The organism is Dyella japonica DSM 16301 (assembly GCF_001010355.1).
GTDB classification, from domain to species: domain Bacteria; phylum Pseudomonadota; class Gammaproteobacteria; order Xanthomonadales; family Rhodanobacteraceae; genus Dyella; species Dyella japonica.
The window spans coordinates 95,703-120,258 of record NZ_JPLA01000009.1 but is presented as its reverse complement, the minus strand read 5'-3'; the positions used below and the strand labels follow the sequence as shown (position 1 = coordinate 120,258).

Genomic DNA, 24,556 nt, shown 5'->3' with positions numbered 1-24,556 from the left:
AGAGCCAGCCCCTATACTGTCCAACCACCCAACGCGCCCCCCCATGAACTACCGCCACGCCTACCACGCCGGCAACTTCGCCGATGTCCTCAAGCACAGCGTCCTCTTCGCGCTGATCGAAGCCATGCAGGCGAAGCCGACCCCGTTTGCCTTCATCGATACGCACGCCGGCAGCGGCTGCTATGCGCTGGACGGCACCGAGGCGGGCAAGACGGGCGAATACAAGGACGGTATCTCGCGCCTGCTGTTTCCGGACCTGTACCCAAACAACGCCAGCAACGGCAAGGCCCAGGCACTGCCGCCCCTGCTGCGCCGCTGGCTCGATGCCATCCTGCGACTGCCGGGCAACGATCACGGACTGAAGCTCTACCCTGGCTCACCGCTGCAGGTGGCCAACGCGATGCGCGAAATCGACAGCGCGCAGCTGTGCGAACTGCATCCGGAGGAGGCCTCGCGCCTGCGCGACCTGTTCCATCACGACCACCGCGTGCACGTGCACCAGCGCAACGGCTACGAGGCGCTCAAGGCGCTGCTGCCGCCCAAGGAAAAACGTGGCCTGGTGCTGATCGATCCGCCTTATGAGGCGCAGGACAGCGAGTACCGCGTGATCGAGAAGTCGCTCAAGGCGGCGCTGGAACGCTGGCCCACCGGCGTCTATGCGGTGTGGTATCCGATCAAGCTGCGCAGCCAGGTGCAGCCGTTCCATCGCTGGCTGCAGCACTGCGGCGCACGGCGGGTGCTGCGTGCGGAGCTGCTGGTGCATCCGGACGATTCGCCGCTGCGGCTCAACGGTTCGGGCATGGTGATCCTCAACGCCCCGTGGAAACTGGACGACGCCCTGCGCGACTCGCTGCGCGCCATGGCGCCCATGTTGTCGCAGGAACGCCCCGCCCAGTGGCGGCTCGACTGGCTGGTGCAGGACAGCGCCAGCTGAATGCCAGCGCTGGATTCGACTTGTCTTATACCTTCCGCGCGGCGAGCCCGTTAAGCTCGAACCAACCCACGCGGAATACGGCCATGACCCACGCTTCCAGCACCCTCCTGCGCAGTGCCGTCGCCCTCGCCATGCTGGCGCTCGCAGCCTGCGCGCCGGCTCCCATCTACAAGCCCTCGGCCAATACCGTGGCCACCACGCCGAACAGCGTGGCGCAGTCGCCGGACCACTACGCCAACGCCGATGTGATCTGGGGCGGCACGGTGGTCGAAGTGCGCAACTTCCCCGACCGCAGCGAAGTGGAAGTGGTGGGCTATCCGCTGGACAGCTCGCAGCGTCCCAAGCTGGACAACAATGGCGGCTGGGGTCGTTTCGTCGCGGTGATGCCCGGCTTCGTGGAGCCGTTCAACTATCCGACCGGCTCACTGATCACCCTGGCCGGCCGCATCACCGGCACCCGTCCCGGCAACGTGGGCGAGGCCAGCTACGTCTTCCCGACCGTCAGCGTGGCGCAGTCGCATGTATGGACCGCCTCCGAGATGGAAGCCGGCAAGTCGAACGTGAGTTTCGGTATCGGAGTGGGCGGCGTCATACACTGAGACGACGCCTAGCCGGCTAAACTGCGCGCCTTCGTCCAAAGGAAGGCACGATGTCAGGTCAGGCAAACTCACTCAGGGCGATCCTGCTCGCCCTCGGCGCCAATTTCGCCATCTTCATCAGCAAGCTCGTGGCCGCGTTCATCACCGGCTCGGGCGCCATGCTGGCCGAGGCCGTGCATTCGCTGGCCGACTGCGGCAACCAGGGCCTGTTGCTGCTGGGCATGCGCCAGGCCGACCGGCCGCCCTCGGATGAATACCCGCTGGGCTGGGGCCGTGCGCTGTATTTCTGGTCATTCCTGGTCGCCATCCTGCTGTTCAGCGTGGGCGGCATGTTTTCCATCTACGAAGGCATCCACAAGTTCAATCACCCGGAGCCGCTGAAATGGGCATGGCTGGCGATCGGCGTGCTGACCTTCGGCGTGGTCGCCGAATCGTTTTCGATGCACGGCTGCCTGGTCGAAGTGAACAAGGCGCGCGAGGGACGCAGCCTGTGGCGCTGGTTTCGCGAAACGCGCTCGAGCGAGCTGCTGGTGATCTTCGGCGAGGACCTCGCCGCCCTGCTCGGCCTGACCATCGCGCTGCTCGCCGTGCTGGCCACCATGATCACCGGCAACCTGCTCTATGACGCGGCAGGCACCATCGCCATCGGCGCCTTGCTGATGCTGGTGGCCGTGGTGATCGCCAACAAGGTGAAGGATCTGCTGATCGGCCAGGGCGTGGAGCCCAGACGCCGCGAGCAGCTGGTGGCCTTCATCAATGCGCGCCCGGAAGTGGATGTGGTGCTCAACCTGCTCACCCTGCAGATGGGCCCGGACGTGATGGTGGCCGTCAAGGCGCGCATGTCGCCGGCGCCGGATCAGACGGCGTTGATTGAAGCGATCAACAGCGTGGAGCGCGCCATGAAGGTGCAGTTTCCGGATATCCGCTGGAGCTTTTTCGAGCCGGATATCGCCGACTAACCTGTGGGAGCGCACCCTGTGCGCGACGCCACGCCTGGGTGTATCGCTCCGTCGGCTTGTCGCGCACAGGGTGCGCTCCCACAAGGATCCATACAGGGTTACGCGGACTTCAGCTGCAACAAATCCCACTTGTTGCCATACAAATCCTGAAACACCACCACCGTGCCATAAGCTTCTTCCCGCGGCGTTTCGCAGAACGTAGCCCCAGCCGCCTCCATCCGCCGATAGTCGCGCCAGAAGTCGTCCGTGTGCAGCAACAGGAACACGCGGCCGCCGGTCTGGTCACCCACGCGTGCCAGCTGCTCCGGCGACGTCGCCTTCGCCAGCAGCACACGCGTTTCCGTGGCGCCCGGCGGCGCCACCACGACCCAGCGCTTGCCGCCACCCATGTCGGTGTCGTCGATCAGCGTGAAGCCGAGCACGCGCGTGTACCAGTCGATGGCTTCGTCGTAGTCAGCCACGACGAGGGCGATGCTGCCGATGTATTGCTTCACTTCTTCCGTTCCTTTGATGGCGGCCATGGGCCCAGCTCCGCCTGCAGTTTCTTGGTCAATTTCGCGCGGATCAGCCCGTAGGCGGTGCCGATGAGCTCGGACAGTTCGCTGGTGCTGAAACGCTTGGGCTCCACCACCGAAATCCAGCGGGCCCGGGCGAGATAAGGGGCCGCGATCATACCCGGCTGGTCGCTGAGCTCCAGAAAGCGCTCGTCCTCCACCTTGAAGGAGATCCGTCCGCCATCGGTGGGCATGACGGCGAACATCTTGCCGCCCACGCTGAACACCAGGTCCGCGCCCCACTTGATGTCCTTGGTCACGCCGGGCCAGCCCGCGCAGAGCTGCTCCAGCTGTGCCGGGGTGATGCCTTTGGACGCAGTCGCCATGGATTTCACTCTCCCTCAACGCCGGCACACATGTGCTGGCGCATTCTGCCCGGGTCTGACCGCTTCGAGCGCACCACCGTGCGAACGCTTGGCAATGCGGTGCGACATAGCGTCACCAAAAAGCGCCGCACAGAAGGCTCTTTGTTCATGTTGCACTGCACACAATACGGTAAAGTATGGGCATGACTCCCGCCATCGACTACTACTCCAACAGCCGCGCCTTGGTGCCCCTGCGCAGCCCCGAGCGCTTTGCACGCCCGCGCCTGGTGGAGCCGCCCAAGTCCAAGGGCGAGCGGGTGCAGACCCATGATGGCCGCGAGCTCTACCTGCGCGGCATCGAGCCCGGCGACATGGCTGCGCTCAAGCGCCAGTTCTCGCGCCTCTCGCCCGAAGACATCCGCCGCCGCTTCCTGCATTCCATGGGCGAGCTGCCCGATTCGATGGCGCTGCGCCTGACGCATATCGACCCCGCGCTGGAAACGGCCTTCGTGCTGATGGACGAAACGGTGCAGCCGGCCGAGTTGCGCGGCGTCGGTCGCATCTTCGTGGACGAGTCCGCCAACAGCGCCGAGTTCTCCGTGCTGGTCGAGCCCCACTGGGCCCGCCAGGGCCTGGGCGCCCTGCTCATGCAGCGCCTGGTCGACGATTGCCGCAAGCGTGGCCTGAGCGAGATCTGGGGCTACGTGCTGCTGGAGAACCGCCCCATGCTGCAGCTCTGCAAGGAACTTGGCTTCGTCCGCCGCCTGATGCCGGACGAACCGGGCACGGCGCAGATCTCGCTGCAGCTCTGAGTCGCCAGCCGTCCGGGCTTGTCGCGCAGCGCGCGCGTTCCCATATAGAGAAGTCCATCCGCCCCGGCTCGCCCGGGGCGGCCGCGTTACACTTGCCCGCTTTCCAGCGCGGCCTGCTGCCACGCCTCTGATTGCCGGGTTCGCATGACCAAGTCGATTCCCCATCCTTCCCTGCCCACCAGCCCCAAGCAGCGCCGTTTCTGGACGTCGCCGCACGGCTCCTCGCGCGCCTTGCTGGTCGCCGAAGCCGCGCGCACGCACCAGGGCCTGCTGGTTGCCGTCACGCGCGACACCCAGCGGGCGAGCGCGCTGGAGGACGAGCTGCGCGTGTTCGCGGGCAACCTGCCGGTGCTGCATTTTCCGGATTGGGAAACGCTGCCCTACGACGTGTTCAGTCCGCACCCGGACATCGTCTCCCAACGCATCGCCACGCTTTACCAGCTGCCCACCGTGCAGCGCGGCGTGCTGGTGGTGCCGATCGCCACGCTGATGCAGCGCATCGCCCCGCGCAGCCACATCACCGGCGCCGGCCTGGTGGTGAAGAAGAACCAGAAGCTGGACCTGGCCGCCGAACAGCGCCGGCTGGAAGCGGCCGGCTACCGCAACGTGCCGCAGGTGGCCGAGCCCGGCGACTTCGCCGTGCGCGGCGCGCTGATCGATATCTTCCCGATGGGTGCGGCTGAGCCGTACCGCATCGAGCTGTTCGACGACGAAGTGGAATCGATCCGCAGCTTCGACCCGGAGACGCAGCGCTCGCAGCAACAGGTGGACCACATCGAGCTGCTGCCCGCACGCGAATTCCCGCTCACCGAAAACGCCGCCAAGGATTTCCGCACCCGCCTGCGCGAACGCTTCCCGATCGACGTGCGCCGCTGTCCGCTCTATCAGGACATGAAGGAAGGCGTCACGCCGGGCGGCATCGAGTACTACCTGCCGATGTTCTTCGAGCAGACCGCCACGTTGTTCGACTATCTCGCCGACAACGCGGTGTTCCTGCTTGGCGAAGGCGCACTGGAATCGGCCGAACAATTCTGGACGCAGACCGGCGAGCGCTATGACCAGCGCGCGCACGACATCGAACGTCCCGTGCTGCCGCCGGCCGAGCTGTATCTGCCGACCGAACTGCTGCGCGAACAGCTCAACAAGCGCCTGCGCATCGAAGTGGTGGAGAGCGGCCACGAGCACGCCCTGCCCACCGGCACGCAGCCCGCGCCGGACCTCCCGCTCAACCGCAAGGGCGAGGAACCGGGCACCTCGCTGCGCCATTTCCTGTCGAACTATCCGGGACGCGTGTTGATTGCCGCCGATTCGGCGGGTCGTCGCGAAGCCTTGATCGAACAGCTGGCGGGCGCGGGCCTCAAGCCCGAGACGCTTGACGGCTGGTCGGCCTTCCTCGGCAACGACAAGCTGCGTCTGGCCATCACCATTGCCGGACTGGAACAAGGCTTCGCACTCAACGATCCGGCGCTCACCGTACTCACCGAACGCGAGCTGTTCGGCGAGCGCGTGCGCACCGAGCGCAAGCGACGCCGTGGCGCAGCGCGCGATCCGGAAAGCATCATCCGCGATCTCACCGAGCTGACCATCGGCGCGCCCATCGTCCACGTCGATCACGGCGTGGGTCGCTACCAGGGCCTGGTATCGATGGAGCTGGGCGGCATGGATGGCGAGTTCCTCATCATCGAATACGCCAAGGGCGACAAGCTCTACGTGCCGGTGGCGCAGCTGGGCCTGGTCAGCCGCTATACCGGCACCGCGCCGGAACTGGCGCCATTGCATTCGCTGGGCGGCGATGCCTGGGAACGCGCCCGCAGGAAGGCGGCGGAAAAAGTCCGCGACGTGGCCGCCGAACTGCTCGGCATCTACGCCCAACGCGAAGCGCGCGGCGGCGAATCGATGCCGATCGATCGCCAGATGGTGGAGGAGTTCGGCGCCACCTTCCCGTTCGAGGAAACACCCGACCAGCAGCAGGCGATCGACTCGGTGCTGCACGATCTGGCCGCGCCGCGCGCGATGGATCGCGTGATCTGCGGCGACGTCGGCTTTGGCAAAACCGAAGTGGCACTGCGCGCTGCCTTCGCCGCCGCCACCGCCGGCCGCCAGGTCGCCGTGCTGGTGCCCACCACCCTGCTCGCGCAGCAGCACTACCGCAACTTCGCCGACCGTTTCGCCGACTGGCCGGTCAAGGTCGACGTGCTGTCGCGCTTCAAGTCGAGCAAGGAAGTGAACGAGGCGCTCAAGCGCCTCGCCGACGGACAGATCGACGTGATCGTGGGCACGCACAAGCTGCTCGCGCCGGAGATCAAGTTCAAGAACCTTGGCCTGGTGATCGTCGACGAAGAACAGCGCTTTGGCGTGCGCCAGAAGGAACAGCTGAAGAAGCTGCGAGCCGAAGTCGACCTGCTCACCATGACCGCCACGCCGATCCCGCGCACGCTCAACATGGCGATGAGCGGTCTGCGCGATCTGTCGCTGATTGCCACGCCGCCGGCACATCGCACGGCGGTGCGCACCTTCGTGGCGCAATGGGAACCAGCCCTCGCCCGCGAAGCGTTCCAGCGCGAACTGCAGCGCGGCGGCCAGGTGTACTTCCTGCACAACGAGGTCGACACCATCGAGCGCGCAGCGCGCGAAGTACAGGAACTGATCCCCGAAGCGCGCATCGGCGTGGCCCACGGACAGCTGCCCGAACGCGAACTCGAACGGGTGATGGCGGATTTCCACCGCCAGCGCTTCAACGTGCTGGTGTGCACCACCATCATCGAAACCGGCATCGACATTCCCACCGCCAACACCATCATCATCAACCGCGCCGACCGCTTCGGTCTTGCGCAGCTGCATCAGCTGCGCGGACGCGTGGGCCGCTCGCATCATCGCGCGTACGCCTATCTGGTGGTGCCTGATCGCAAGGCGATGACCGCCGATGCCGAGAAGCGCCTCGAAGCGATCGCCTCGCTGGAAGAACTCGGCGCGGGCTTCACGCTCGCCACGCACGACCTGGAAATCCGCGGTGCCGGCGAGCTGCTGGGCGACGAACAGTCGGGCCAGATCCAAGAGATCGGTTTCGGCCTTTATACCGAGCTGCTGGAACGCGCCGTGCGCGCACTGAAGTCCGGCAAGGTGCCCGACTTCGATCTCAGCAGCGAACACGAAACCGAAGTCGAGCTGCACCTGCCCGCGCTGATTCCCGACGACTACCTGCCCGATGTGCATACGCGCCTGACGCTCTACAAGCGCATCGCCAGCGCCCGCAGCGACGAACACCTGCGCGACCTGCAAGTGGAAATGATCGACCGCTTCGGCCTGCTCCCCGATCCCGCCAAGCAGCTGTTCGCCATCGCCCAGCTCAAGCTGATGGCAACGCCGCTAGGCATCCGCAAACTCGACTTCGGTGCCAACGGCGGCCGCATCACCTTCCGCGACAAACCCGAAGTCGATCCCATGGCCATCATCCGCCTGATCCAGGGCCTGCCGCGCGTCTACAAGCTCGATGGGCAGGACAAGTTGAAGGTGAATATGGAGTTGCCGGGGGCGACCGAGCGCATTCGCTCGGCCCATGAAGTGCTGGTGCAGCTGGGCGCGCGCAGGCCTGGGTGAAAGCCCGCGCGCTTTTCTCGCGCCCTTCAATCAGCGCAGCGCGAGCGACTCGCGCTTGTCTGTGGGAGCGCACCCTGTGCGCGACAGCCACGCTGCGGTGTACCGCTCCGTAGGTTTGTCGCGCACAGGGTGCGCTCCCACAAAGAGCCAACCGGCAGCGTTGATCCCATATCCAAACGCCGCGCGCCCTCTCCTTGTAGGAGCGCACCTTGTGCGCGACCGCAGAGTTGCGGCGTACCGCGCCGTGGGGCTGTCGCGCACAGGGTGCGCTCCTACAAAGGAACAGTTGCGCGGCAACGCCGTGCTGCTCGGCTCTTGATCCGGCTCTACCCCCGGGGTCCCCATATGACGCGGCGGACGGGTGGAGGAAAGCCCGCAGGGTGNNGGAAGGCGCGTCATCCGGGGGGCCCTTCTCTTTGGTTACTTTCTCTTGGGCAAGCAAGAGAAAGTAACCCGGCCTCCGGCAGGAGGACGGAAGCCCGCGGCAGGCGAGCAAACCAGCGTCAACGCGACAACTAAACACCGAGGCTCTGGATCCCGGCCTTCGCCGGGATGACGAGTAGAAGCGTTCCCGCGAGCACCCGCCCCTCACCCCAACCCTCTCCCCGGCGGGGAGAGGGAGAAAGTCGCCGCTCGACCTACCCGAGCCGAAAGAAAGCAGCCAAACCAAACCCACCCCCTTGTCGTACCATCCCTCCCCACACTCGTTCGAAAGGCCCGAACATGTTGTCCGAAGACGAACTGGCCCTGCTGGAAGCCATTCGCGAAAGCGGCAGCCTGTCCCGTGCCGCCGCGCGCCTGGGCAAAGCCCCCTCCACCATTTCGCACGCCGCCCGCCAGCTGGAGACGCGCTTCGACGCGCTACTGTTCGACCGCCGCCGCTACCGCCTGCAACTGACCCCTGCCGGCCAGCTGCTCGCGCTGGAGGCGGCGCGACTGATGCAGGATGTCTCGCGGCTCAGCCGCCGCGTCAAACAGATCGCCAGCGGCTGGGAAGACCGGCTGTGGATCGTCACCGACGAAATCCTCGAGTTCGAACTCTTCTCGCCCGTGATCCGCAGCTTCGACACGCTGCAGTCCGGTGTAGCCCTGCGCATGACGCATGAAGTGCTCGGCGGCACCTGGGAGGCGCTGCGCGATGGCCGGGCCGACCTTATCGTGGGTGCCACCAACGAACCGCCGGTCATTCCGACCTTGCGCTGGTTCGAGTTGGGCGTGATGGATTGGGTGTTCGCCATTTCACCGAGGCATCCGCTGGCCAAGGCCGCCGAACCGCTGGAACGCGAGGTCGTCACGCGCCACCGCAGCGTGGTAGTGGCCGATTCGTCGCGCACTTCCGCCGGCCGCGCTTACGGCCTGATCGGTGGCCAGGCCACGCTGGCGGTACCCAGCATGGCCGCGAAAATCCATGCGCAGAAGGAAGGCCTCGGCGTGGGCTGGCTACCCCGCCAGCGCGTCGCCGGCCTGCTCAAGCGCGGCGAGCTGGTGGAAAAACGCATGGCCGATCCACGCGAACCCAACGTGCTCTACGTCGCCTGGCGTGGCGACCAGGAGGGGCGCGCCCTGTCCTGGTGGCTGGAACAACTGCGCCAGCCGCGCCTGGCCAAACGACTGGTGCGTGGGGTCGAAATCACCGGCTGAGCACGCCGGGTGACGCATCGTGGCAAGCTTGTTCGTGCATAGCGACCAGGAAGGTTTCCATGATCACCAACCGCTCCATGCCGCCGGGCGTCATCATTCCCGAGCTGGCCTATCCGGATGTCCTCGCAGCCGCCGCCTGGTTATGCAGCGCGCTCGGCTTTCGCGAACGCCTGCGCATCGGCGATCACCGCGTGCAGCTGATCTACGGGGGCACCTGCATCGTGGTCACCGAACGCGCCGATGGCGGGCACGTCGTCGATCACTCGCACGGTGTGATGGTTCACGTGGCCAATGTCGACGCGCATCATGCGCAAGCCACGGCCAACGGTGCGCGTGTGCTGCGGCCGCCCACCGACTACCCTTATGGCGAACGCCAATATTCGCTCGAAGACATCGGCGGGCATCGCTGGACGTTTTCGCAATCCATCGCCGATGTCGATCCTGCCAGCTATGGCGGCATACTGAGCGATGCACACTGAGCCGGAGCCATCATGACACTCGACTCGACCCTGTCCGAAAGTCAACCGCTGTTGCAACCGAAGATGTTCCTGCGCCCCGCCATCGCCTGGGCCACCGTGGCGATGTTCCTGATCTTTGGTTCGGACTGGATGCAGCACCTGAGCAACCATGCCATCGGCCTCTCGCTGTTCGCGTGGCTGTTCGTGGTGATCGTATGGGGCTCGTTCGGCGTGGTGCACGAGGCGGAGGAACTGGCCGGCCTGCTGGGCGAACCGGTGGGCACGCTGGTGCTCACGCTGTCCATCGTCTTGATTGAGGTGGTGCTGATCTCGGCGGTGATGCTCGGTGCCGGCGATACCGCCACGCTCGCGCGCGACACCATGTATGCCGTGCTGATGATCGTGTTGAACGGCGTGGTCGGGATAGGTCTGCTCTTCGGCGGCATGCGTCATCACGAGCAGGCGTACAACCTGCATGGCGCCTCGGCCTTCCTGGCGGTGATCATTCCGCTGGCGATGATCGCCCTGGTACTGCCCAGCTTCACCGCCTCGACCCCGGATGGCTCGCTGACGCCGGTGCAGGCGGTGAGCTTCTCCATCCTCACCATCGGCCTCTACGGTCTGTTCCTGTGGCTGCAGACGGGACGTCACCAGGGCTACTTCGTGGCGCCTCGCTCGGACACCGATGCGAACGTGCCGGAAGAACCTCCCGCGCCGCCGCGCCGCGCGCGCAAGGGCGAGATGGCGCTGCATCTGGTGATGCTGCTGGTCAACATCCTGCCCATCGTGATTCTCTCCAAGAGCCTCGCCAAGGTGCTCGATTTCGGCATTGAGGCAACGGGTGCGCCGCATGCGCTGGGCGGCGTCATCATCGCCATGCTGGTGTTCACCCCGGAAGGCATCTCCGCGCTCATCGCCATTCGCCGTGATCAGCTCACGCGCGCGATCAACCTGTGTCTTGGCGGCGCAGCGTCGACAGTCGGCCTTACGGTGCCGGCCGTGCTCGCCATCGGGCTGTTCACGGGCAAGCCGGTGGTGCTCGGCCTGCCGCCGGCGAGCATCGTGCTGCTCGCCTCCACCCTGGTGCTGAGCACGCTGACCTTCTCGGGCTGGCGTACCACCATGCTCGAGGGTGCGGTGCACCTGTCGATGTTCGTGGTGTTCCTGGTGCTGGTGTTCAGCCCCTAGGGATCCAAGCGAGCGCGCTAGTGCGCAAGCGCGCTCATTCGCTCAGGCCACGCGGGCGCCGGAGCGTACGAGGTAGTAGACGGCGAACATGCCCTGCGGGTCGGTCCACTCATGGGCAATGGCGAGCCCCGCCTTGCCGGCCAGCGCGGCGAAATCCTCGGGCGAGTACTTGCAGCTGTATTCCACCTGCATCGCCTCTTCCGCGGTGAAAGCCACCTGCTGCTTGCCCACGCGCACCTTCTGGTCCTTGCTGCTGACGATGAAGGTTTCGATGCGTCCGGCCATCGCGTTGTAATGCGCGCGATGACGAAACGCGGACAGATCGAAATCGCTGCCCAGCTCGCGGTTCAAGCGCATCAGCAGGTTGAGGGTGAACTCCGCGGTGACGCCGGCCTTGTCGTTGTACGCCGCCTCGATGGTGGCGGTGTCCTTCTTCAGGTCGGCGCCGATCAGGATGCCGCCGTTGTCGCCCATCTCGCCGCGCATCTTGCGCAGCAACTCGGCGGCGTCGCGGGCTTCGAAATTGCCGATGGTGGAACCGGGGAAGTAGATCACCGTGCGGCGCGGCGCGCGCGGCGGGATCGGCAAACGCAGTGGACGCGTAAAGTCCGCATGCAAGGCCTGCACCGGCACGCCCGGGAAGCGCTCGTTCAAGGCCTGGGTGCTGTTGCGCAGCGGCTCGGCGGAAATCTCCACCGGCACATAGGACACGGGCGCGTGCAGATGCTCGAGCAGCATGCGCGTCTTGATCGCGTTGCCGCTGCCGTATTCGACCAGGCGCACGTCCTCGCCCAGCACGTCGGCGATATCGCCCGCGTGCGCATCCATCAGCGCGATCTCGGCGCGCGTCAGGTAATACTCGGGTTGCTCGCAGATCTCTTCAAACAGCTGCGAGCCACGTTCGTCGTAGAACAACCACGACGGCAAACGCTTGGGCCGCGCGCGCAGACCACGCTGCACGATGCCGAGCAGGTCGTCGACCGGCGGGCGGCGGTCATCGTCGCGAATTTCACAGGCTTGCACACTCATCGGTCTTGTCCCAAGCGTATCCCCATGAACTGCCAGCGGGCATGGGGAGGAAAGAAATTCCGGTACGTCGCACGCAGATGTTCGCGGGGCGTCGCGCAGGAGCCGCCGCGCAGCACCCACTGTCCGTTCATGAATTTGCCGTTGTACTCGCCCAGCGCGCCAGCCAGGGGCCGGAAGCCGGGATAGCTGACGTAAGGTGACGCCGTCCATTCCCAGACGTCGCCAAACATCTGCAGCAGTCCGTCGCCAGCCTTCGCTGCTTGGGGATGGAAGGTCTTGGTATCAAGTAGGTTGCCCTGCACCGGCAGCGTCGCAGCCGCGCTCTCCCACTCCGCTTCCGTGGGCAGGCGCATGCCGGCCCAGCGCGCAAAGGCGTCGGCCTCGAAGTAGCTGATATGGCTCACCGGTGCATTCGGATCGATCGGCTGCACGCCGGCCAGGGTGAATTCGCTGGCGAGGTCTTCCTGCCAGTAGAACGGCCGCTGCCATGTTTCGCGGCGGATGGTGTCCCATCCTTCGGACAACCACAGCGAGGGCTCCTCATAACCGCCGTCATGCACGAACGCCGCGTACTCGGCATTGCTCACCGGCCGGTTCGCCAGCGCGTGCGGCTGCAGCAGGCTGCGGTGCCGTGGTGATTCGTTGTCGAACGCGAAGCCGCCGCCCTGGTGACCGATCTCCACGATGCCCTCGCGCCCCGTCACGAAGCTCATGGGCACGGAGGTCGACGCCGATGACGAGCTCAGCGGCGCGGTATAGGCCGGCAGCAGCGGGTTGATGAAGAACGCATGCTTGATGTCGGTGAGCAACAGCTCCTGGTGCTGCTGTTCGTGCTCCAGCCCCAATTCGATGATGCCCATGGTGGTGGCGTCCACCTCGCGCGACAGCCAGTCGCCGATCGCCTCGTCCACCCGTTCGCGATAGTCGCGAATCTGCGCCACGCCCGGCCGCGAAAGCAGACCGCGATGCGGCCGCGCGTGCATCGGGCCGACGCTCTGGTAGTAGGAGTTGAACAGGTAGTTCCACTCCGGATGCGGCGAGCGGTAGTTCGGATCGCGCTCGAGCACGAAGCGTTCGAAGAACCAGGTGGTATGCGCAAGATGCCACTTTGCCGGGCTGGCGTCCGGCATCGACTGCACCATCATGTCTTCGGGAGTGAGCGTCGCGCACAAGGCCATGCTGCGGGAGCGGATTCTCCGGAATCGCAGCGTCAGCGCCTCGGCTTGCGCGGCCGAATGCGCCAAGGTCATCGGGGCCTCCGGGAGGCGGTCGCGGGGCCGTCGGACATGCCAGAGATTGGATGAAGACTCATACCGCGATCAGTGCGCCGTGACATACGCAAACGATGCCGGACCGAACGTTCAAACGGTGTGATGTGAAGATGGCGAAACGTTGAAAAGTGCGCACCTGCGATGGTCCTTTGGTATCGCCGTTGCAACAAAAAAGAAACCCGGCACCAGGCCGGGTTTCTTCCGTATCAACGAACGCCTGCGCGATCAGTGACCGTAGTAACGGTAGCCGCCGCGATTGTAGTAGCCGCGGTTGTAGTAACCGCCATGATGGTAGTAGCCGCCATGGCCACCCACCACCACCCCTACGGCCGGGTAAACCACCGGGCCACCGTAGACGGGACCGCCATAGACGACCGGCGCCGGGGCCGGCGCGTAATAAACCGGCGGAGGCGGCGCGTAGACCACCGGGGCCGGAGCGTAGTAACCCACGCCCACGGCCGGCAGACCGATGCCCACGTTCAAGCTGACGTGGCCCGCGAACGCCGGGGCAACGGCGGCACAGCCAACGATCATGGCCGCGGCCACTGCAACGCGCTTGATGGTGGAAATCTTCGTCTTATTCATGAGTTTGTCTCCCAAGGGAGGCTTGATTCCGACAGAAGGATTGGACGTTGCCTTCTATCGCTCTTTGCCGGGATCAATGCTGTGACTTTTGCGCTGAATCCGGACTGAGTAGAAACCGTGAAATTGCTTAACGCCTGGCCTTGTTGCGGACGTGGTTCACACTCTCGCCCCAGGGCGATTCCTGCGGATGCAGGCGCAGCAGCCAGCAGCCGTGGATATCCGAGCGGCGGGTGAAATCGAACGGGATGCTGGGCGCACTCCAGTCCTCGATGATGAACCGTTCAGCCAGCGCCTCCTGGTTCAGCTTGAAGCGGCGGAAGTTGTTCGAAAACACGATCACGCCGTCGCTGGACAGACGCTCCGCGCACGCCAGCAACAGCTCGGCATGATCGCGCTGGACGTCGAAGTCTTCCGCCCGCTTGGAGTTGGAGAAGGTCGGCGGGTCGACATAGATCAGCCCGTAACGTTCCTTGTCCTGCTTCAGGAAGGTCATCGCATCCGCCTGCATCAGGCGATGCTTGCCGCCGGTGAATCCGTTGAGCGCAAGATTGCGCGACGCCCAGTCCAGGTAGGTGGCCGACAGATCCACGCTGGTGGTGTCGCGAGCCTCGCCCGCCGCGGCGTAGACGCTGGCCGTGGCGGTATAGGCAAACAGGTTGAGGAAGCGCCGGCCCGAGGCCAGCTCGCGGATCTTCCCGCGCACCAGGCGGTGATCGATGAACAGGCCGGTGTCCAGGTAGTCGGTGAGGTTGGCCAGGAAGCGCAGGCCGCCTTCGGCCACCTCGATGAACTCGCCACGCTGGTCGAACTGGCCGTACTTGGAACCGCCCTTGCCGCGCTCGCGCGTCTTCAGCGCGATACGGTCGCGCGGGACGCCCAGCACTTCACCGGCCACGCGCACGATCTCACGCAGGCGATGGCGCGCCGTTTCGACGGGGATCTCGGCGGGCGCGCGGTATTCCTGGACATGCAGCCATGGCTCGGCGCCTTCGCGGCTGTAGACGTCGATGGCCGCCGCGTACTCGGGCAGGTCCTGGTCATAGGCGCGCCAGCAATGGATGCCCTCGCGTTCCAGCCGCTTGCGCAGATGGCGCAGGTTCTTCTCCAGGCGATTGCGCAGCATCTGCGCGCCTTCGGAGAGCGGCTTGGCTTCACGCTGGACTTCGCTGCGTGCATGCAGTTCGAACACCAGCAGCTGCGTTTCCAGGGCGCCGTTGTAGAGCGCGTATTTCTTCTCGGCGCGCAACGGGATCGCCTGGCCCAGTTCCGCATCGCCCGCCAGCACCGCAGCGCGCCAGCCGGCAAAGCGTTCGCGCAGGGTTTCGCCCAGCGCACGGTAAAGGCGCGGCATTTCCACGCGGTCGCCCAGGCGCTCGCCGTACGGCGGGTTGGTGATCACCAGTCCGCGCGTATAACCCGGCGGCGGCGACACATGGGTGGCGTCGTGCTTGTCCAGGGTGAGGAAGCCGGCGACGCCGGCCTCCTGCGCATTGCGCTTGGCCGTCTGCACCATGCGCGAATCCGCATCGCTGCCGAAGAAGCAGGGGCGCAGTGCGCGCAGGCCGGTCTCGGCACGCTGGCGCGCTTCCTCGAGCAGGCTGCGCCATACGGCGATGTCGTGCTGGGCCCAGCCGAGGAAGCCGTAGTACTCGCGGTGCAGGCCTGGCGCCACGTCGGCAGCCATCCAGGCGCCTTCCACCAGCAACGTGCCCGATCCACACATGGGGTCGAGCAGCGCGCCGCCTTCGGCATAGATCTCTGGCCAACGCGCGCGCAACAGCATCGCGGCGGCGAGGTTTTCCTTCAGCGGCGCCTCGCCCTGCACTTCGCGCCAGCCGCGGCGATGCAGCGGCGAGCCGGCCAGGTCGAGCGACAGCGTGGCGCGATCGCGGCGCAGGCGCAGGTTGATGCGCACGTCCGGTTCGTCGGTGTCCACGCCGGGACGCGAACCATCGCGCTGGCGGAACTGATCGACCACCGCGTCTTTCACGCGCTGGGCGATGAACTGGCTATGGGTCAGCTTGCTCTGCGCGGAATTCGCATCGACCGCCAGGGTGGCGTGCGAGGCGAGATGCTGCGACCAGTCGATCGCCTGCACGCCTGCGTAAAGCGCATCGTCGGTGGCGGCATCGAAGTCGGCCAAAGGCATCAGCACACGGCTGGCCAGGCGCGACCACAGGCAGGCGCGGTAAGCCGTTTCCAGGTTGCCGGCAAAATGCACGCCGGCCAGCGCCTCGCGCACGTCCTCGGCACCCAGCGCCACCAGTTCGTCGCGCAGCAGGTATTCGAGGCCCTTGGGGCAGGTGGCAAAGAAAGCGCTCATGCGGCCGCCAAAGAAGTAAGGAACAGGCCGAACTGGTCGACGATGCGATCGATGCTGTCGCTCAGGCGGTGGTCGTCATCGACCACGATCAGCGGCAGTCGGCGGCGGGCGGAGAAGCTGATCACCCCTTCCGGCGGGCAAACGTCATCGCGCCAGCCGTGGTAGAGCAAAGTGGGCACGCCTTCGGCCAGGTCGAAGGCCTGGCGGTAGCCCGGGATCTCGCTGGGCGTGGCCAGCAGGAACAGGCCAGCCACGGGACGCTGCAGCGACGCCAGGCCAGACACGAACGAACCCATGCTGGAACCAACCAGGATCGGCGGCGCATCCAGCGTATCGATGGCCGCCAGCAGGCGCTCCACGCGCGGAGCCACCGAGCCGGCATAGCCCGGCAGATCGTCGCTGCGATAGTCCGGGCGCTGGGTTTTCCAGCCCAGGGACTCGGCGAAGGCGGCCAGCACGCTGACCTTGGTGGCGTCCGGACCGGAATCCGAGCCGTGCGAAAGAATGATCTGGCCGCGCATCGCGGTCTCCACAACTGCAATCTTCAAGCCGCGCATCGTAACAGGCGACGTCCCGGGCCACCGTCGTTAGACTGCCGGCCATGCCTCTGACCATCATTGATCAGCCCCTGCCGTACGTCGCCCTGCTCCCCGAGCGCTCCCCCGATTCGGTAGACATGGTGGTCATCCATTGCACCGAGCTGCCGGACCTGGCCACGGCCCGCGAGTACGGCGAGCGGGTGCTCTATGACAGCGGCGCGGGCGCCAGCGGGCATTACTACATCGACCGGGACGGCAGTATTTACCGCTATGTGCCGGCCACCCGCGTGGCCCACCACGTGCGCGGCTACAACCCCCATACGATCGGCATCGAGCTGGTCAACCTGGGGCGCTACCCGGACTGGTGGGATTCGAGCCGCCAGACCATGACCGAGCCCTACCCGCCGGCCCAGGTCGCCGCTCTGCGCGCCCTGCTGGCCCAGCTGCGGCAGGACTTCCCGCATCTGAGCCTGATCGCCGGCCACGAGCAGCTGGACACGGCGCGGCTGCCGGCCACCGACGACCCGACCCTGGACGTGCCGCGCAAGCTCGATCCGGGTCCGATGTTTCCTTGGGCCGAGGTGCTGGCAGACAGTGGACTGACCCGGTGGACCCCGGCTAACGGCTAGACGCCAGCGGAGCCGAATGACGGGCCAGCGCCACCGCCAGCATCACCGCGACGCGCGCCTGCGGACTGGTGCGCCAACAGGCGGCGCCCAGCAGGGTGCTGATCTGCAGGAGCACATCGTCCACCTCGGCGTCCGCCAGCTGGTCCAGCGTGCAGATGCCGATCTGCTCGAGGCGGGAAACCACCGCCAGACCAATGCCTGGCACGTCCAGCAGGCATCCCCGTTCCCAGTCTGAAAACTGTTCCATAAGCGCCCCCTTGGTCCTGGAGCGATGAATACCGTCGGGGCTATCCGCCCGTCTGCCAGCCCTTCCCGACCGAGAGGGTCGGCGCGTCGCTATAATTCCCGGCCACCTATACCGAGCCTGCTCTCCATGACGGAAAACCACGTCCGCGAACTCGTCGACCTGCTCGAACTCGAGCGTCTGGAGGACAACCTGTTCCGCGGCCAGAGCCGGGACATCGGTACGCATTTCGTCTTCGGCGGCCAGGTGCTGGGCCAGGCGCTGTCCGCCGCCCAGCGCACCGTGGATGCGGATCGCGAAGCCCATTCGCTGCACGCTTACTTCCTGCGTGCTGGCGACATCAAGGCGCCGATCGTCTACAACGTGGAGCGCACGCGCGACGGCGGCACGTTCTCCTCCCGCCGGGTGGTGGCGATCCAGCACGGCCAGCCCATCCTCAACGGCTCGATTTCCTTCCAGGTGCCGGAGAGCGGCTTCGAGCATCAGTCCTCGATGCCCGAGGTGCCCATGCCCGAAGACATCGAGCCGATGCAGGCGGTGCCGCCCGAACAGCTGGCCAAGCTGCCGGAGAAGCTGCAGCGCTGGCTTGGAGTGGATGCGCCGTTCGAATTCCGCCATGTCTGGCCGCAGGACAAGCTGCACCCGACCAAGCGACCGCCGATCCAGCACATCTGGTTCCGCCTGACCGCGCCGGTCAGCGATTCGCCGATGCTGCAGCGCTCGCTGCTGGCCTACGCCTCGGACTTCAACCTGATCGGCACGGCCACTCTGCCGCACGGCATCTCGTACTACACGCACAACGTGCAGATGGCGAGCCTGGACCATGCGCTGTGGTTCCACCGCCCGTTCCGGGTGGACGAGTGGCTTCTGTACTCGTTCGACAGCCCGACCGCCCAGGGTGCCCGCGGTCTCGCCCGTGGCCAGATCTTTACCCGCGACGGCGAACTGGTCGCCTCGACCGCCCAGGAAGGCCTGATCCGCCTGCGCGGCTGAGGGAGCGGGTCACCGTAGTAATATCGGTCTGGCCGATCCCCGCGGCCAGATCAGACCGTCCCTGCCCGTCCGGCGAACCAAGGTTTCCTTATGCGTCAGCTCTATACCTCGCCCCGTCAGGAAAACATCGATCGGGTTGCCAAACTCCTCAAGGAGCAAGGCATCGAGTGCACCATCGAGAACCGCTCGAACTACAACCGCGGCACCTACCAGCGCTTCAGCTACACCCAGCGCCAGGAGAACCGGGACAACTGGGCCCAGGTCTGGGTGACCCGGGCGGACGACTACACCCGCGCCCGCGCCCTGCTGAAAGAGCTGGGCATCGAGCCGGTGGTGCGCCACGGCGAGGAGCTGGCGCTGGCCCGCAACGCCACGCCGGACATGAAGCGCCAGGGCATGGCCAACCGGGTACGCCGCATTGTCATGTTGGCCGTGGCGGGGGCTTTTGTGGTCCTGATGCTGCGTTACATGGGTGTCATCTGACCCCCTTTTGTCTCAGCCGATCGCCATATCAGATTTCCCCTACTGACACAGTGACGTGGACCGGACATAGAATCAGGTCATGCGCTCTGACCGTGTCCGCCTCTTCCAAACCCTGCCGCACGCCTGCGGCTACTTTGCCGAGCGCACGGCACAGAACCTGGTGATCGATCCGGCCGCGCCGCAGCTGGACCAGCTTTATGGTCCGGCGCTGGAGCGTGGCTTCCGTCGCGCGGGCGGACACCTCTACTACCCCTACTGCACCAGTTGCCGCGCCTGCACGCCCTGCCGCATCGACGTGGAACGCTTCACGCCGGACCGCAGCCAGCGCCGTTGCCTCAAGCGCAACGAGGATCTGCAGGTCGTCGAATCGATGGCCGGCTACAACGCCGAACGCCACGCGCTGTACGAGCGCTATCTGCGCCAGCGGCATCCCGGCGGAGGCATGGACGAAGCGGACGCCAGCGATTTCCGTCGCTTCCTCACCGCGCCGTGGAGCCCGACCATGTTCCTGGAATTCCGCCAGGGCTCGCGTCTGCTCGGCGTGGCGGTGACGGACGTGTGCCAGCAAGGGCTGTCAGCCGTCTACACGTTCTACGAACCGGAAGAAACGGCGCGCGGCCTGGGCACCTTCGCGATCCTGCAGCAGGTCGCACTGGCCAAGCGCCGTGGCCTGCCGTGGATCTATCTCGGTTTCTGGATCGCCGGCCATCCGAAGATGGACTACAAGCGCAAATTCCGCCCGATGCAGATACGCACCAGTGAAGGCTGGACGGAGATGCAGGAAGGTTGAGGCTGGTTGTCGCCGCTTTCCTGTGGGAGTGCACCCTGTGCGCGACAACCTGACGGAGCGATGCACCACAGCGTGGCCGTCGCGCACAGGGTGCGCTCCCACAAGTGAAGTCAGTCGCGGTCAGGCCCGCGCCGTTCCATGCGGCACCACCGGATACGGATACAACTTCACCAACGGCACCGAGATACCGTCATCCCCCACCACGCGGCAATGCGTGCGATTGAGCTGCCGCGGCTCGTCGACGCCACAACTGTGCGCGATGATGCCGACCTCGTGCATCAGGTTGGTGGCGTAGTTCGCCACGCGTTCGCTCTTGTCGGCGACGACCAGGCCACGCTGCAACTTCGGATTCTGCGTGGTGACGCCGGTGGGACACGTGTTGCGGTTGCACTGCAGCGACTGGATGCAGCCCAGCGACAGCATGAAACCACGCGCCGAATTGACGAAGTCGGCACCCATCGACAGCGCCCACGCCACGTCGTACGCCGTGATGCACTTGCCCGAGCAGATCACCTTGATGCGTTCGCGCACGCCCCGCACCACCAGCAGGTCGACCAGCGCAGGCAAGGCCTCATGCAATGGCAGGCCCACGCCTTCCATCAGGGTCTGCGGCGCCGCGCCGGTGCCGCCTTCCGAACCGTCGACGATGATGAAGTCCGGCGCGCTTTCGATGCCGCGCTTGCTGATTTCATCGCATAGATCAGCAATCCATTCCACGCCACCAAACACCGCCTTGAAGCCGACCGGTTTGCCGGTGAGTTCGCGGATGTGATGGATCGCGTCCATCAGCTCCTGCACGTTGCCGATGTCCAGATGACGGTTGGGGCTCTGCGAATCCTGCCCCACCGGAATGCCGCGAATCGCGGCGATTTCAGGCGTCACCTTCGCGGCCGGCAGCAACCCGCCCATGCCGGGCTTGGCGCCCTGGCCAAGCTTGATGCTGACCATCTTCACCTGCGGGTGCGCGCAGATCGCCAACAACTTGTTGTCGTCGAGTTTGCCATCGGGCGTGCGCACGCCGTATTTGGCCGTGCCGATCTCGAAGATGATGTCGCAGCCGCCTTCCAGGTGATACGGCGCCAGACCGCCCTCGCCAGTGTCCATCCAGATGCCGGCCTTTTTCGCGCCGCGCGACAGCGCGCGCACCGCCGGCGCCGACAACGCACCGAAACTCATCGCCGAAATATTGAAGAACGGTGCGTGCGAATACGGCTCGCGCGAATACGGGCCCAGCGTCACCGGCAGCGGATCGACGTGTTTTTCGCCCAGCGCGGGAAACGGCGCATTGACGAAAAACGGCACGCCCTCGCCGCGCAGGTCGCGGGTGGAACCGAAGCTGTTGGTGTTGTCCACGTTCTTGGCCGCGCGATACACCCAGGTGCGCTGCGCACGGTTGAACGGCAATTCCTCGCGGTCGCTGGAATACAGGTATTGGCGGAAAAACTCGCCCAGGTGCAGGAACCAGTAACGGAAGTGGCCGATCACCGGGAAGTTGCGCAGCACCGAGTTGCTGGTCTGGTTGCGGTCCACCAGCCAGACCACCGCGATCACCACGACCAGCAGCGCCAGCAGCACCAGAAACAGTGCGGCGAAGGTTTCCACCATCACCACCAGCCAATGGGCGAAGCCTGTCGGTTGCATCAATGTCTCCCTAAGTTCGGCGTCTTGTGGATCATCCAGGGGGGCCGGGGACGATTCCCCTGGCATCCGCCACTCGATCAACGATACAAGCGTATTCCTTTCACGCCATGCCTGAGCGCATCAAAGCGTGACGCGGATGCTCCTGGCCGCGCGGATCGCCTTGGCCTTCGCCGCCTCCACGTCCTCGTCGCGCGCCAGCGTCACCGCCATGCGGCGACGACCCTTCACGGCCGGCTTGCCGAAGATGCGCAGCTGCGTATCGGGCTCCTGCAGGGCATCGGCCAGGCCGTGGTACTGCGGCGCCTCGCCCTCGCCTTCCACCAGCACGGCGCAGGAGGCCGACGGTCCGAGCTGGCCAATGACCGGAATCGGCAGCCCGAGGATGGCGCGCGCATGCAGGGCAAACTCCGAAAGGTCTTGCGATATCAGCGTCACCAGGCCGGTGTCGTGCGGGCGCGGACTCACCTCCGAGAAAATGACGCTGTCGCCCTTCACGAAGAACTCCACGCCGAACACGCCCCAGCCGCCCAGCGCGCCGGTGATCGCCGCCGCCTGTCGCTGCGCTTCTTCCAGCGCGGCCGCGCTCATCGGCTGCGGCTGCCAGGATTCGCGATAGTCGCCGTCTTCCTGGCGATGGCCGATGGGCGCGCAGAAGCTCACGCCGTCGCGGTGGCGCACGGTGAGCAAGGTGATTTCATAGTCGAAATCGACGAAGCCCTCGACGATCACGCGCCCCTTGCCGGCGCGGCCGCCCGATTGCGCGTAATCCCAGGCGTGCTGCAACTCGCCAGGCTGGCGCACCACGCTCTGGCCCTTGCCGGAGGAACTCATCACCGGCTTGATCACGAACGGCAGGCCGATGCTGGCCACCGCATCCTGGTAGTCCGCTTCGGTGTCACAAAACCGGTAGCGCGAGGTCGGCAGCTTCAGTTCCTCGGCGGCGAGGCGGCGGATGCCTTCGCGGTCCATGGTGAGCCAGGCGGCGCGCGCGGTGGGAATGACGTGCAGGCCTTCCTTTTCCAGCTCCATCAGCGTGGCGGTGTGGATGGCTTCGATCTCCGGCACCACGAGATCGGGCTTTTCCTGTTCGATCAGCGCGCGCAGTGCGGCGCCGTCCAGCATGTCGATGACGTGGCTGCGATGCGCCACCTGCATCGCCGGCGCGTGGGCGTAGCGATCCACGGCGATCACCTCGACCGCGTAGCGCTGCAATTCGATCGCCACCTCCTTGCCCAGTTCGCCCGACCCCAGCAGCAACACCCGCAGTGCATGATCGGAATAAGGCGTGCCAAAGGGCTTCATCGGTGTCTCCGCGGAGGTGGCAAAGCGCCATTGTAGACGGCGGGTTGGACGATCGCGCACGACAGCTTCGTCATCACGCAAATTCCATTGACGAAACACGCGGACCGGCATTGACTGTAGTTGCACCGTCCCCACGGAGCGACCTATGCGCTACTGGCTTGCCGCGCTATCGATGGCGCTCGCGCTGAGCTCTCCCCCTGTCGCCGCCGGCGGGGCGATGGAGAGCGCGCCCGCGAGCAACACGACGTGGATGACGGTGATGCTGGCCGGGCGTCGCATCGGCCATCTGCGGATCGATCGCGTCAACGACGGCAAGGTCGTCACCACCACGCAGGATCTGCAGATCCAGATCAATCGCGCCGGGCGCACCGTTCCGATGGCGGTGCTGACCCGCAGCCTGGAGACGCTCGACAGCCAGCCGCTGGGGTTTTATTCGCGCAGCACGCTGTCCAGCTCGGACAGCATCGTCGACGGCCAGCGCCAGGCCGATGGCCGCTATGCCATCACCACCACCGTGGCGGGCCTGGCCAGCCAGTCGACCCTGGCCTGGCCCACGGGCGCCCTGCTCAGCGACGGACAGCGGCAAGCCATGGCAGCGGCGGCCAGTCATCCAGGGCACTACGCGTTGAACCTGTTCGATCCGGCAAGCCAGGACGTGGCCTCGGTGGACATCGAAGTGCTGGGCAACGAACGCGTGGCGCTACCCGACGGCACCGAGCTGCTGAACCACCAGCGCGAAGTGCTGCAGACGCCGCGTGGCGTGCAACGCATGGACCTATGGGTCAATGCACGCGGCGAGACCCGCAAGGGTTCGCTGGAAATGCTCGGCCATCCGCTGGACATGCTTGCCTGCAGCGAGGCCTGCGCGCTCGCGCCGGTGCAGGACATCGACATGCTGCGAGCGTCCATGGTGGATTCACCGCAAGGACTGTCCTCGACCATGCGCGCGGGCTTTCTGCGCTACGTCATCCATGTCTCGGACGGCGATGCCCAGCCCCTGATCAGCACGGATGAACAGCGCGTCACGTCGCTGGGTCACGGCAACTGGCTGGTGGATGTGGGCAATCCCGTGGCCGGCGGCCAACCGGCACCGGTGCCGGCGGACACGGAGCCCAATGCCTGGGTCCAGTCCGACGCGCCGCCGATCCGCCAGCTGGCGGCGCAGGCGGTGATCGGGGCCGAGGACGATCTGCAGAAGATGATCCAGCTGCGCGATTTCGTCAGCGCCTATATCCCGCCCCACAGCCGTGACATCGGCTACGCCTCCGCCATGGAGGTGGTGCAGGAGCGCGCGGGCGACTGCAAGGAACACGCCGTGCTGCTGGCGGCGCTGGCGCGCGCGGAACATATCCCCGCCCGCGTGGTGACCGGCATGGTCTACGCCGACCACTACGCCGACAGCTCGCGCGTATTCGTGCCGCACGCCTGGGTGCAGGCCTGGGTGCATGGACGCTGGCAGAGCTTCGACGCCGCCCTGGGGCACTTCGACAGCACCCATATCGCGCTGGACAGCGGCGACGGCGATCCCTGGCACTTCTTCAACCTTGCCAACCTGTTCGGGCAGATGCGGATCGCCCAGATCGGCACCGTGCCTGAGCAGACCGCGGCCCTTACGAGCGGCACGGTCGCCACTCGGGACTAACCTCCTCCTTGCACCAGATATCATTTTGATATCTACTT

General features: G+C 65.8%; 23 protein-coding genes. 13 read left to right on the top strand and 10 right to left on the bottom strand.

Annotated elements, in window-relative coordinates:
- Window positions 1–43: 43 nt before the first annotated feature.
- The 3 genes from Y882_RS04115 to Y882_RS04105 all read left to right on the top strand — a co-directional run bounded on the left by Y882_RS04115 (window position 44) and on the right by Y882_RS04105 (window position 2,492).
- Window positions 44–934, top strand: coding sequence for a 23S rRNA (adenine(2030)-N(6))-methyltransferase RlmJ (locus Y882_RS04115; protein ID WP_046970611.1), 891 nt, complete (start codon window positions 44–46; stop codon window positions 932–934).
- Between the two features lie 83 nt (window positions 935–1,017).
- The gene (locus tag Y882_RS04110) at window positions 1,018–1,533 is read left to right on the top strand and encodes a Slp family lipoprotein (protein WP_046970610.1); all 516 of its coding nucleotides are present in this window, start codon (window positions 1,018–1,020) and stop codon (window positions 1,531–1,533) included.
- Between the two features lie 50 nt (window positions 1,534–1,583).
- A complete protein-coding gene (locus Y882_RS04105; protein ID WP_046970609.1) occupies window positions 1,584–2,492 on the top strand; it encodes a cation diffusion facilitator family transporter in 909 nt (302 codons plus the stop codon).
- A 98-nt stretch (window positions 2,493–2,590) separates the two neighbouring features.
- Here the strand turns inward: Y882_RS04105 and Y882_RS04100 are convergent, their stop codons facing one another.
- Together Y882_RS04100 and Y882_RS04095 are read right to left on the bottom strand one after the other, a co-directional pair.
- The gene (locus tag Y882_RS04100) at window positions 2,591–2,986 is read right to left on the bottom strand and encodes a VOC family protein (RefSeq protein ID WP_046970608.1); all 396 of its coding nucleotides are present in this window, start codon (window positions 2,984–2,986) and stop codon (window positions 2,591–2,593) included.
- Window positions 2,983–3,372, bottom strand: a complete 390-nt coding sequence (locus Y882_RS04095; protein ID WP_046970607.1) for an MmcQ/YjbR family DNA-binding protein — start codon at window positions 3,370–3,372, stop codon at window positions 2,983–2,985. Before Y882_RS04095 ends, Y882_RS04100 begins: the two co-directional genes overlap by 4 nt.
- Window positions 3,373–3,554: 182 nt before the next feature.
- Between Y882_RS04095 and Y882_RS04090 the strand changes: the two genes are divergently transcribed.
- From Y882_RS04090 to Y882_RS04070, 5 genes are all read left to right on the top strand, one after another.
- A complete protein-coding gene (locus Y882_RS04090) occupies window positions 3,555–4,163 on the top strand; it encodes a GNAT family N-acetyltransferase (RefSeq protein WP_046970623.1) in 609 nt (202 codons plus the stop codon).
- A gap of 144 nt (window positions 4,164–4,307) precedes the next feature.
- Window positions 4,308–7,760: a transcription-repair coupling factor gene (mfd, locus tag Y882_RS04085; protein WP_046970606.1), complete on the top strand. Its 3,453-nt coding sequence runs from the start codon at window positions 4,308–4,310 to the stop codon at window positions 7,758–7,760.
- A gap of 723 nt (window positions 7,761–8,483) precedes the next feature.
- Window positions 8,484–9,401, top strand: a complete 918-nt coding sequence (locus tag Y882_RS04080) for a LysR family transcriptional regulator (RefSeq protein WP_046970605.1) — start codon at window positions 8,484–8,486, stop codon at window positions 9,399–9,401.
- Between the two features lie 59 nt (window positions 9,402–9,460).
- Window positions 9,461–9,880 carry a VOC family protein gene (locus Y882_RS04075; protein WP_046970604.1) on the top strand — a complete coding sequence of 140 codons (420 nt, stop codon included), beginning with the start codon at window positions 9,461–9,463 and terminating at the stop codon, window positions 9,878–9,880.
- A gap of 12 nt (window positions 9,881–9,892) precedes the next feature.
- Complete coding sequence (locus tag Y882_RS04070) at window positions 9,893–11,047, top strand: calcium:cation antiporter (RefSeq protein ID WP_082120911.1); 1,155 nt, start codon at window positions 9,893–9,895, stop codon at window positions 11,045–11,047.
- 42 nt (window positions 11,048–11,089) lie between these two features.
- Here the strand turns inward: Y882_RS04070 and egtD are convergent, their stop codons facing one another.
- From egtD to Y882_RS04045, 5 genes are all read right to left on the bottom strand, one after another.
- Window positions 11,090–12,076, bottom strand: coding sequence for an L-histidine N(alpha)-methyltransferase (gene egtD / locus Y882_RS04065; protein WP_046970603.1), 987 nt, complete (start codon window positions 12,074–12,076; stop codon window positions 11,090–11,092).
- Window positions 12,073–13,326: an ergothioneine biosynthesis protein EgtB gene (gene egtB / locus Y882_RS04060; protein WP_046970602.1), complete on the bottom strand. Its 1,254-nt coding sequence runs from the start codon at window positions 13,324–13,326 to the stop codon at window positions 12,073–12,075. The genes egtD and egtB overlap by 4 nt, the downstream gene beginning before the upstream one ends.
- Window positions 13,327–13,572: 246 nt before the next feature.
- Window positions 13,573–13,932, bottom strand: a complete 360-nt coding sequence (locus Y882_RS04055; RefSeq protein ID WP_046970601.1) for a hypothetical protein — start codon at window positions 13,930–13,932, stop codon at window positions 13,573–13,575.
- Between the two features lie 127 nt (window positions 13,933–14,059).
- Entirely contained in the window at window positions 14,060–16,255 is a 2,196-nt protein-coding gene (rlmKL, locus tag Y882_RS04050; RefSeq protein ID WP_046970600.1) for a bifunctional 23S rRNA (guanine(2069)-N(7))-methyltransferase RlmK/23S rRNA (guanine(2445)-N(2))-methyltransferase RlmL, read from the bottom strand.
- Window positions 16,252–16,776, bottom strand: a complete 525-nt coding sequence (locus Y882_RS04045) for an alpha/beta hydrolase (protein ID WP_046970599.1) — start codon at window positions 16,774–16,776, stop codon at window positions 16,252–16,254. Before Y882_RS04045 ends, rlmKL begins: the two co-directional genes overlap by 4 nt.
- Before the next feature lie 80 nt (window positions 16,777–16,856).
- Between Y882_RS04045 and Y882_RS04040 the strand changes: the two genes are divergently transcribed.
- Entirely contained in the window at window positions 16,857–17,423 is a 567-nt protein-coding gene (locus Y882_RS04040) for an N-acetylmuramoyl-L-alanine amidase (protein ID WP_046970598.1), read from the top strand.
- On the opposite strand, the gene Y882_RS04035 is transcribed toward Y882_RS04040, so the two are convergent.
- Window positions 17,413–17,670: a helix-hairpin-helix domain-containing protein gene (locus Y882_RS04035; protein WP_046970597.1), complete on the bottom strand. Its 258-nt coding sequence runs from the start codon at window positions 17,668–17,670 to the stop codon at window positions 17,413–17,415. The genes Y882_RS04040 and Y882_RS04035 overlap by 11 nt on opposite strands.
- A 126-nt stretch (window positions 17,671–17,796) precedes the next feature.
- Here Y882_RS04035 and tesB point away from each other — a divergent pair, with 126 nt between their 5' ends.
- From tesB to Y882_RS04020, 3 genes are all read left to right on the top strand, one after another.
- The gene (gene tesB / locus Y882_RS04030) at window positions 17,797–18,660 is read left to right on the top strand and encodes an acyl-CoA thioesterase II (RefSeq protein ID WP_046970596.1); all 864 of its coding nucleotides are present in this window, start codon (window positions 17,797–17,799) and stop codon (window positions 18,658–18,660) included.
- 90 nt (window positions 18,661–18,750) lie between these two features.
- Window positions 18,751–19,143, top strand: coding sequence for a putative signal transducing protein (locus tag Y882_RS04025; protein WP_046970595.1), 393 nt, complete (start codon window positions 18,751–18,753; stop codon window positions 19,141–19,143).
- A 79-nt stretch (window positions 19,144–19,222) separates the two neighbouring features.
- The gene (locus Y882_RS04020) at window positions 19,223–19,933 is read left to right on the top strand and encodes an arginyltransferase (protein ID WP_046970594.1); all 711 of its coding nucleotides are present in this window, start codon (window positions 19,223–19,225) and stop codon (window positions 19,931–19,933) included.
- A gap of 120 nt (window positions 19,934–20,053) precedes the next feature.
- On the opposite strand, the gene Y882_RS04015 is transcribed toward Y882_RS04020, so the two are convergent.
- Both Y882_RS04015 and purT read right to left on the bottom strand, forming a co-directional pair.
- Complete coding sequence (locus Y882_RS04015) at window positions 20,054–21,574, bottom strand: FMN-binding glutamate synthase family protein (protein ID WP_046970593.1); 1,521 nt, start codon at window positions 21,572–21,574, stop codon at window positions 20,054–20,056.
- Between the two features lie 120 nt (window positions 21,575–21,694).
- On the bottom strand, window positions 21,695–22,876 hold the full coding sequence (gene purT / locus Y882_RS04010) for a formate-dependent phosphoribosylglycinamide formyltransferase (RefSeq protein ID WP_046970592.1): 1,182 nt from the start codon (window positions 22,874–22,876) through the stop codon (window positions 21,695–21,697).
- 145 nt (window positions 22,877–23,021) lie between these two features.
- Between purT and Y882_RS04005 the strand changes: the two genes are divergently transcribed.
- Entirely contained in the window at window positions 23,022–24,518 is a 1,497-nt protein-coding gene (locus tag Y882_RS04005) for a transglutaminase-like domain-containing protein (RefSeq protein WP_046970591.1), read from the top strand.
- Window positions 24,519–24,556: the final 38 nt, after the last annotated feature.

Coding starts and splice junctions, on each gene's coding strand:
- mfd (WP_046970606.1), top strand. CDS start 4,308: ATGACCAAGTCGATTCCCCATCCTTCCCTGCCCACCAGCCCCAAGCAG.
- Y882_RS04105 (WP_046970609.1), top strand. CDS start 1,584: ATGTCAGGTCAGGCAAACTCACTCAGGGCGATCCTGCTCGCCCTCGGC.
- purT (WP_046970592.1), bottom strand. CDS start 22,876: ATGAAGCCCTTTGGCACGCCTTATTCCGATCATGCACTGCGGGTGTTG.
- Y882_RS04095 (WP_046970607.1), bottom strand. CDS start 3,372: ATGGCGACTGCGTCCAAAGGCATCACCCCGGCACAGCTGGAGCAGCTC.
- Y882_RS04015 (WP_046970593.1), bottom strand. CDS start 21,574: ATGCAACCGACAGGCTTCGCCCATTGGCTGGTGGTGATGGTGGAAACC.
- egtB (WP_046970602.1), bottom strand. CDS start 13,326: ATGACCTTGGCGCATTCGGCCGCGCAAGCCGAGGCGCTGACGCTGCGA.
- Y882_RS04075 (WP_046970604.1), top strand. CDS start 9,461: ATGATCACCAACCGCTCCATGCCGCCGGGCGTCATCATTCCCGAGCTG.
- Y882_RS04035 (WP_046970597.1), bottom strand. CDS start 17,670: ATGGAACAGTTTTCAGACTGGGAACGGGGATGCCTGCTGGACGTGCCA.
- Y882_RS04025 (WP_046970595.1), top strand. CDS start 18,751: ATGCGTCAGCTCTATACCTCGCCCCGTCAGGAAAACATCGATCGGGTT.
- Y882_RS04115 (WP_046970611.1), top strand. CDS start 44: ATGAACTACCGCCACGCCTACCACGCCGGCAACTTCGCCGATGTCCTC.
- Y882_RS04070 (WP_082120911.1), top strand. CDS start 9,893: ATGACACTCGACTCGACCCTGTCCGAAAGTCAACCGCTGTTGCAACCG.
- egtD (WP_046970603.1), bottom strand. CDS start 12,076: ATGAGTGTGCAAGCCTGTGAAATTCGCGACGATGACCGCCGCCCGCCG.
- Y882_RS04110 (WP_046970610.1), top strand. CDS start 1,018: ATGACCCACGCTTCCAGCACCCTCCTGCGCAGTGCCGTCGCCCTCGCC.
- Y882_RS04080 (WP_046970605.1), top strand. CDS start 8,484: ATGTTGTCCGAAGACGAACTGGCCCTGCTGGAAGCCATTCGCGAAAGC.
- Y882_RS04005 (WP_046970591.1), top strand. CDS start 23,022: ATGCGCTACTGGCTTGCCGCGCTATCGATGGCGCTCGCGCTGAGCTCT.
- rlmKL (WP_046970600.1), bottom strand. CDS start 16,255: ATGAGCGCTTTCTTTGCCACCTGCCCCAAGGGCCTCGAATACCTGCTG.
- Y882_RS04040 (WP_046970598.1), top strand. CDS start 16,857: ATGCCTCTGACCATCATTGATCAGCCCCTGCCGTACGTCGCCCTGCTC.
- Y882_RS04045 (WP_046970599.1), bottom strand. CDS start 16,776: ATGCGCGGCCAGATCATTCTTTCGCACGGCTCGGATTCCGGTCCGGAC.
- Y882_RS04020 (WP_046970594.1), top strand. CDS start 19,223: ATGCGCTCTGACCGTGTCCGCCTCTTCCAAACCCTGCCGCACGCCTGC.
- tesB (WP_046970596.1), top strand. CDS start 17,797: ATGACGGAAAACCACGTCCGCGAACTCGTCGACCTGCTCGAACTCGAG.
- Y882_RS04090 (WP_046970623.1), top strand. CDS start 3,555: ATGACTCCCGCCATCGACTACTACTCCAACAGCCGCGCCTTGGTGCCC.
- Y882_RS04055 (WP_046970601.1), bottom strand. CDS start 13,932: ATGAATAAGACGAAGATTTCCACCATCAAGCGCGTTGCAGTGGCCGCG.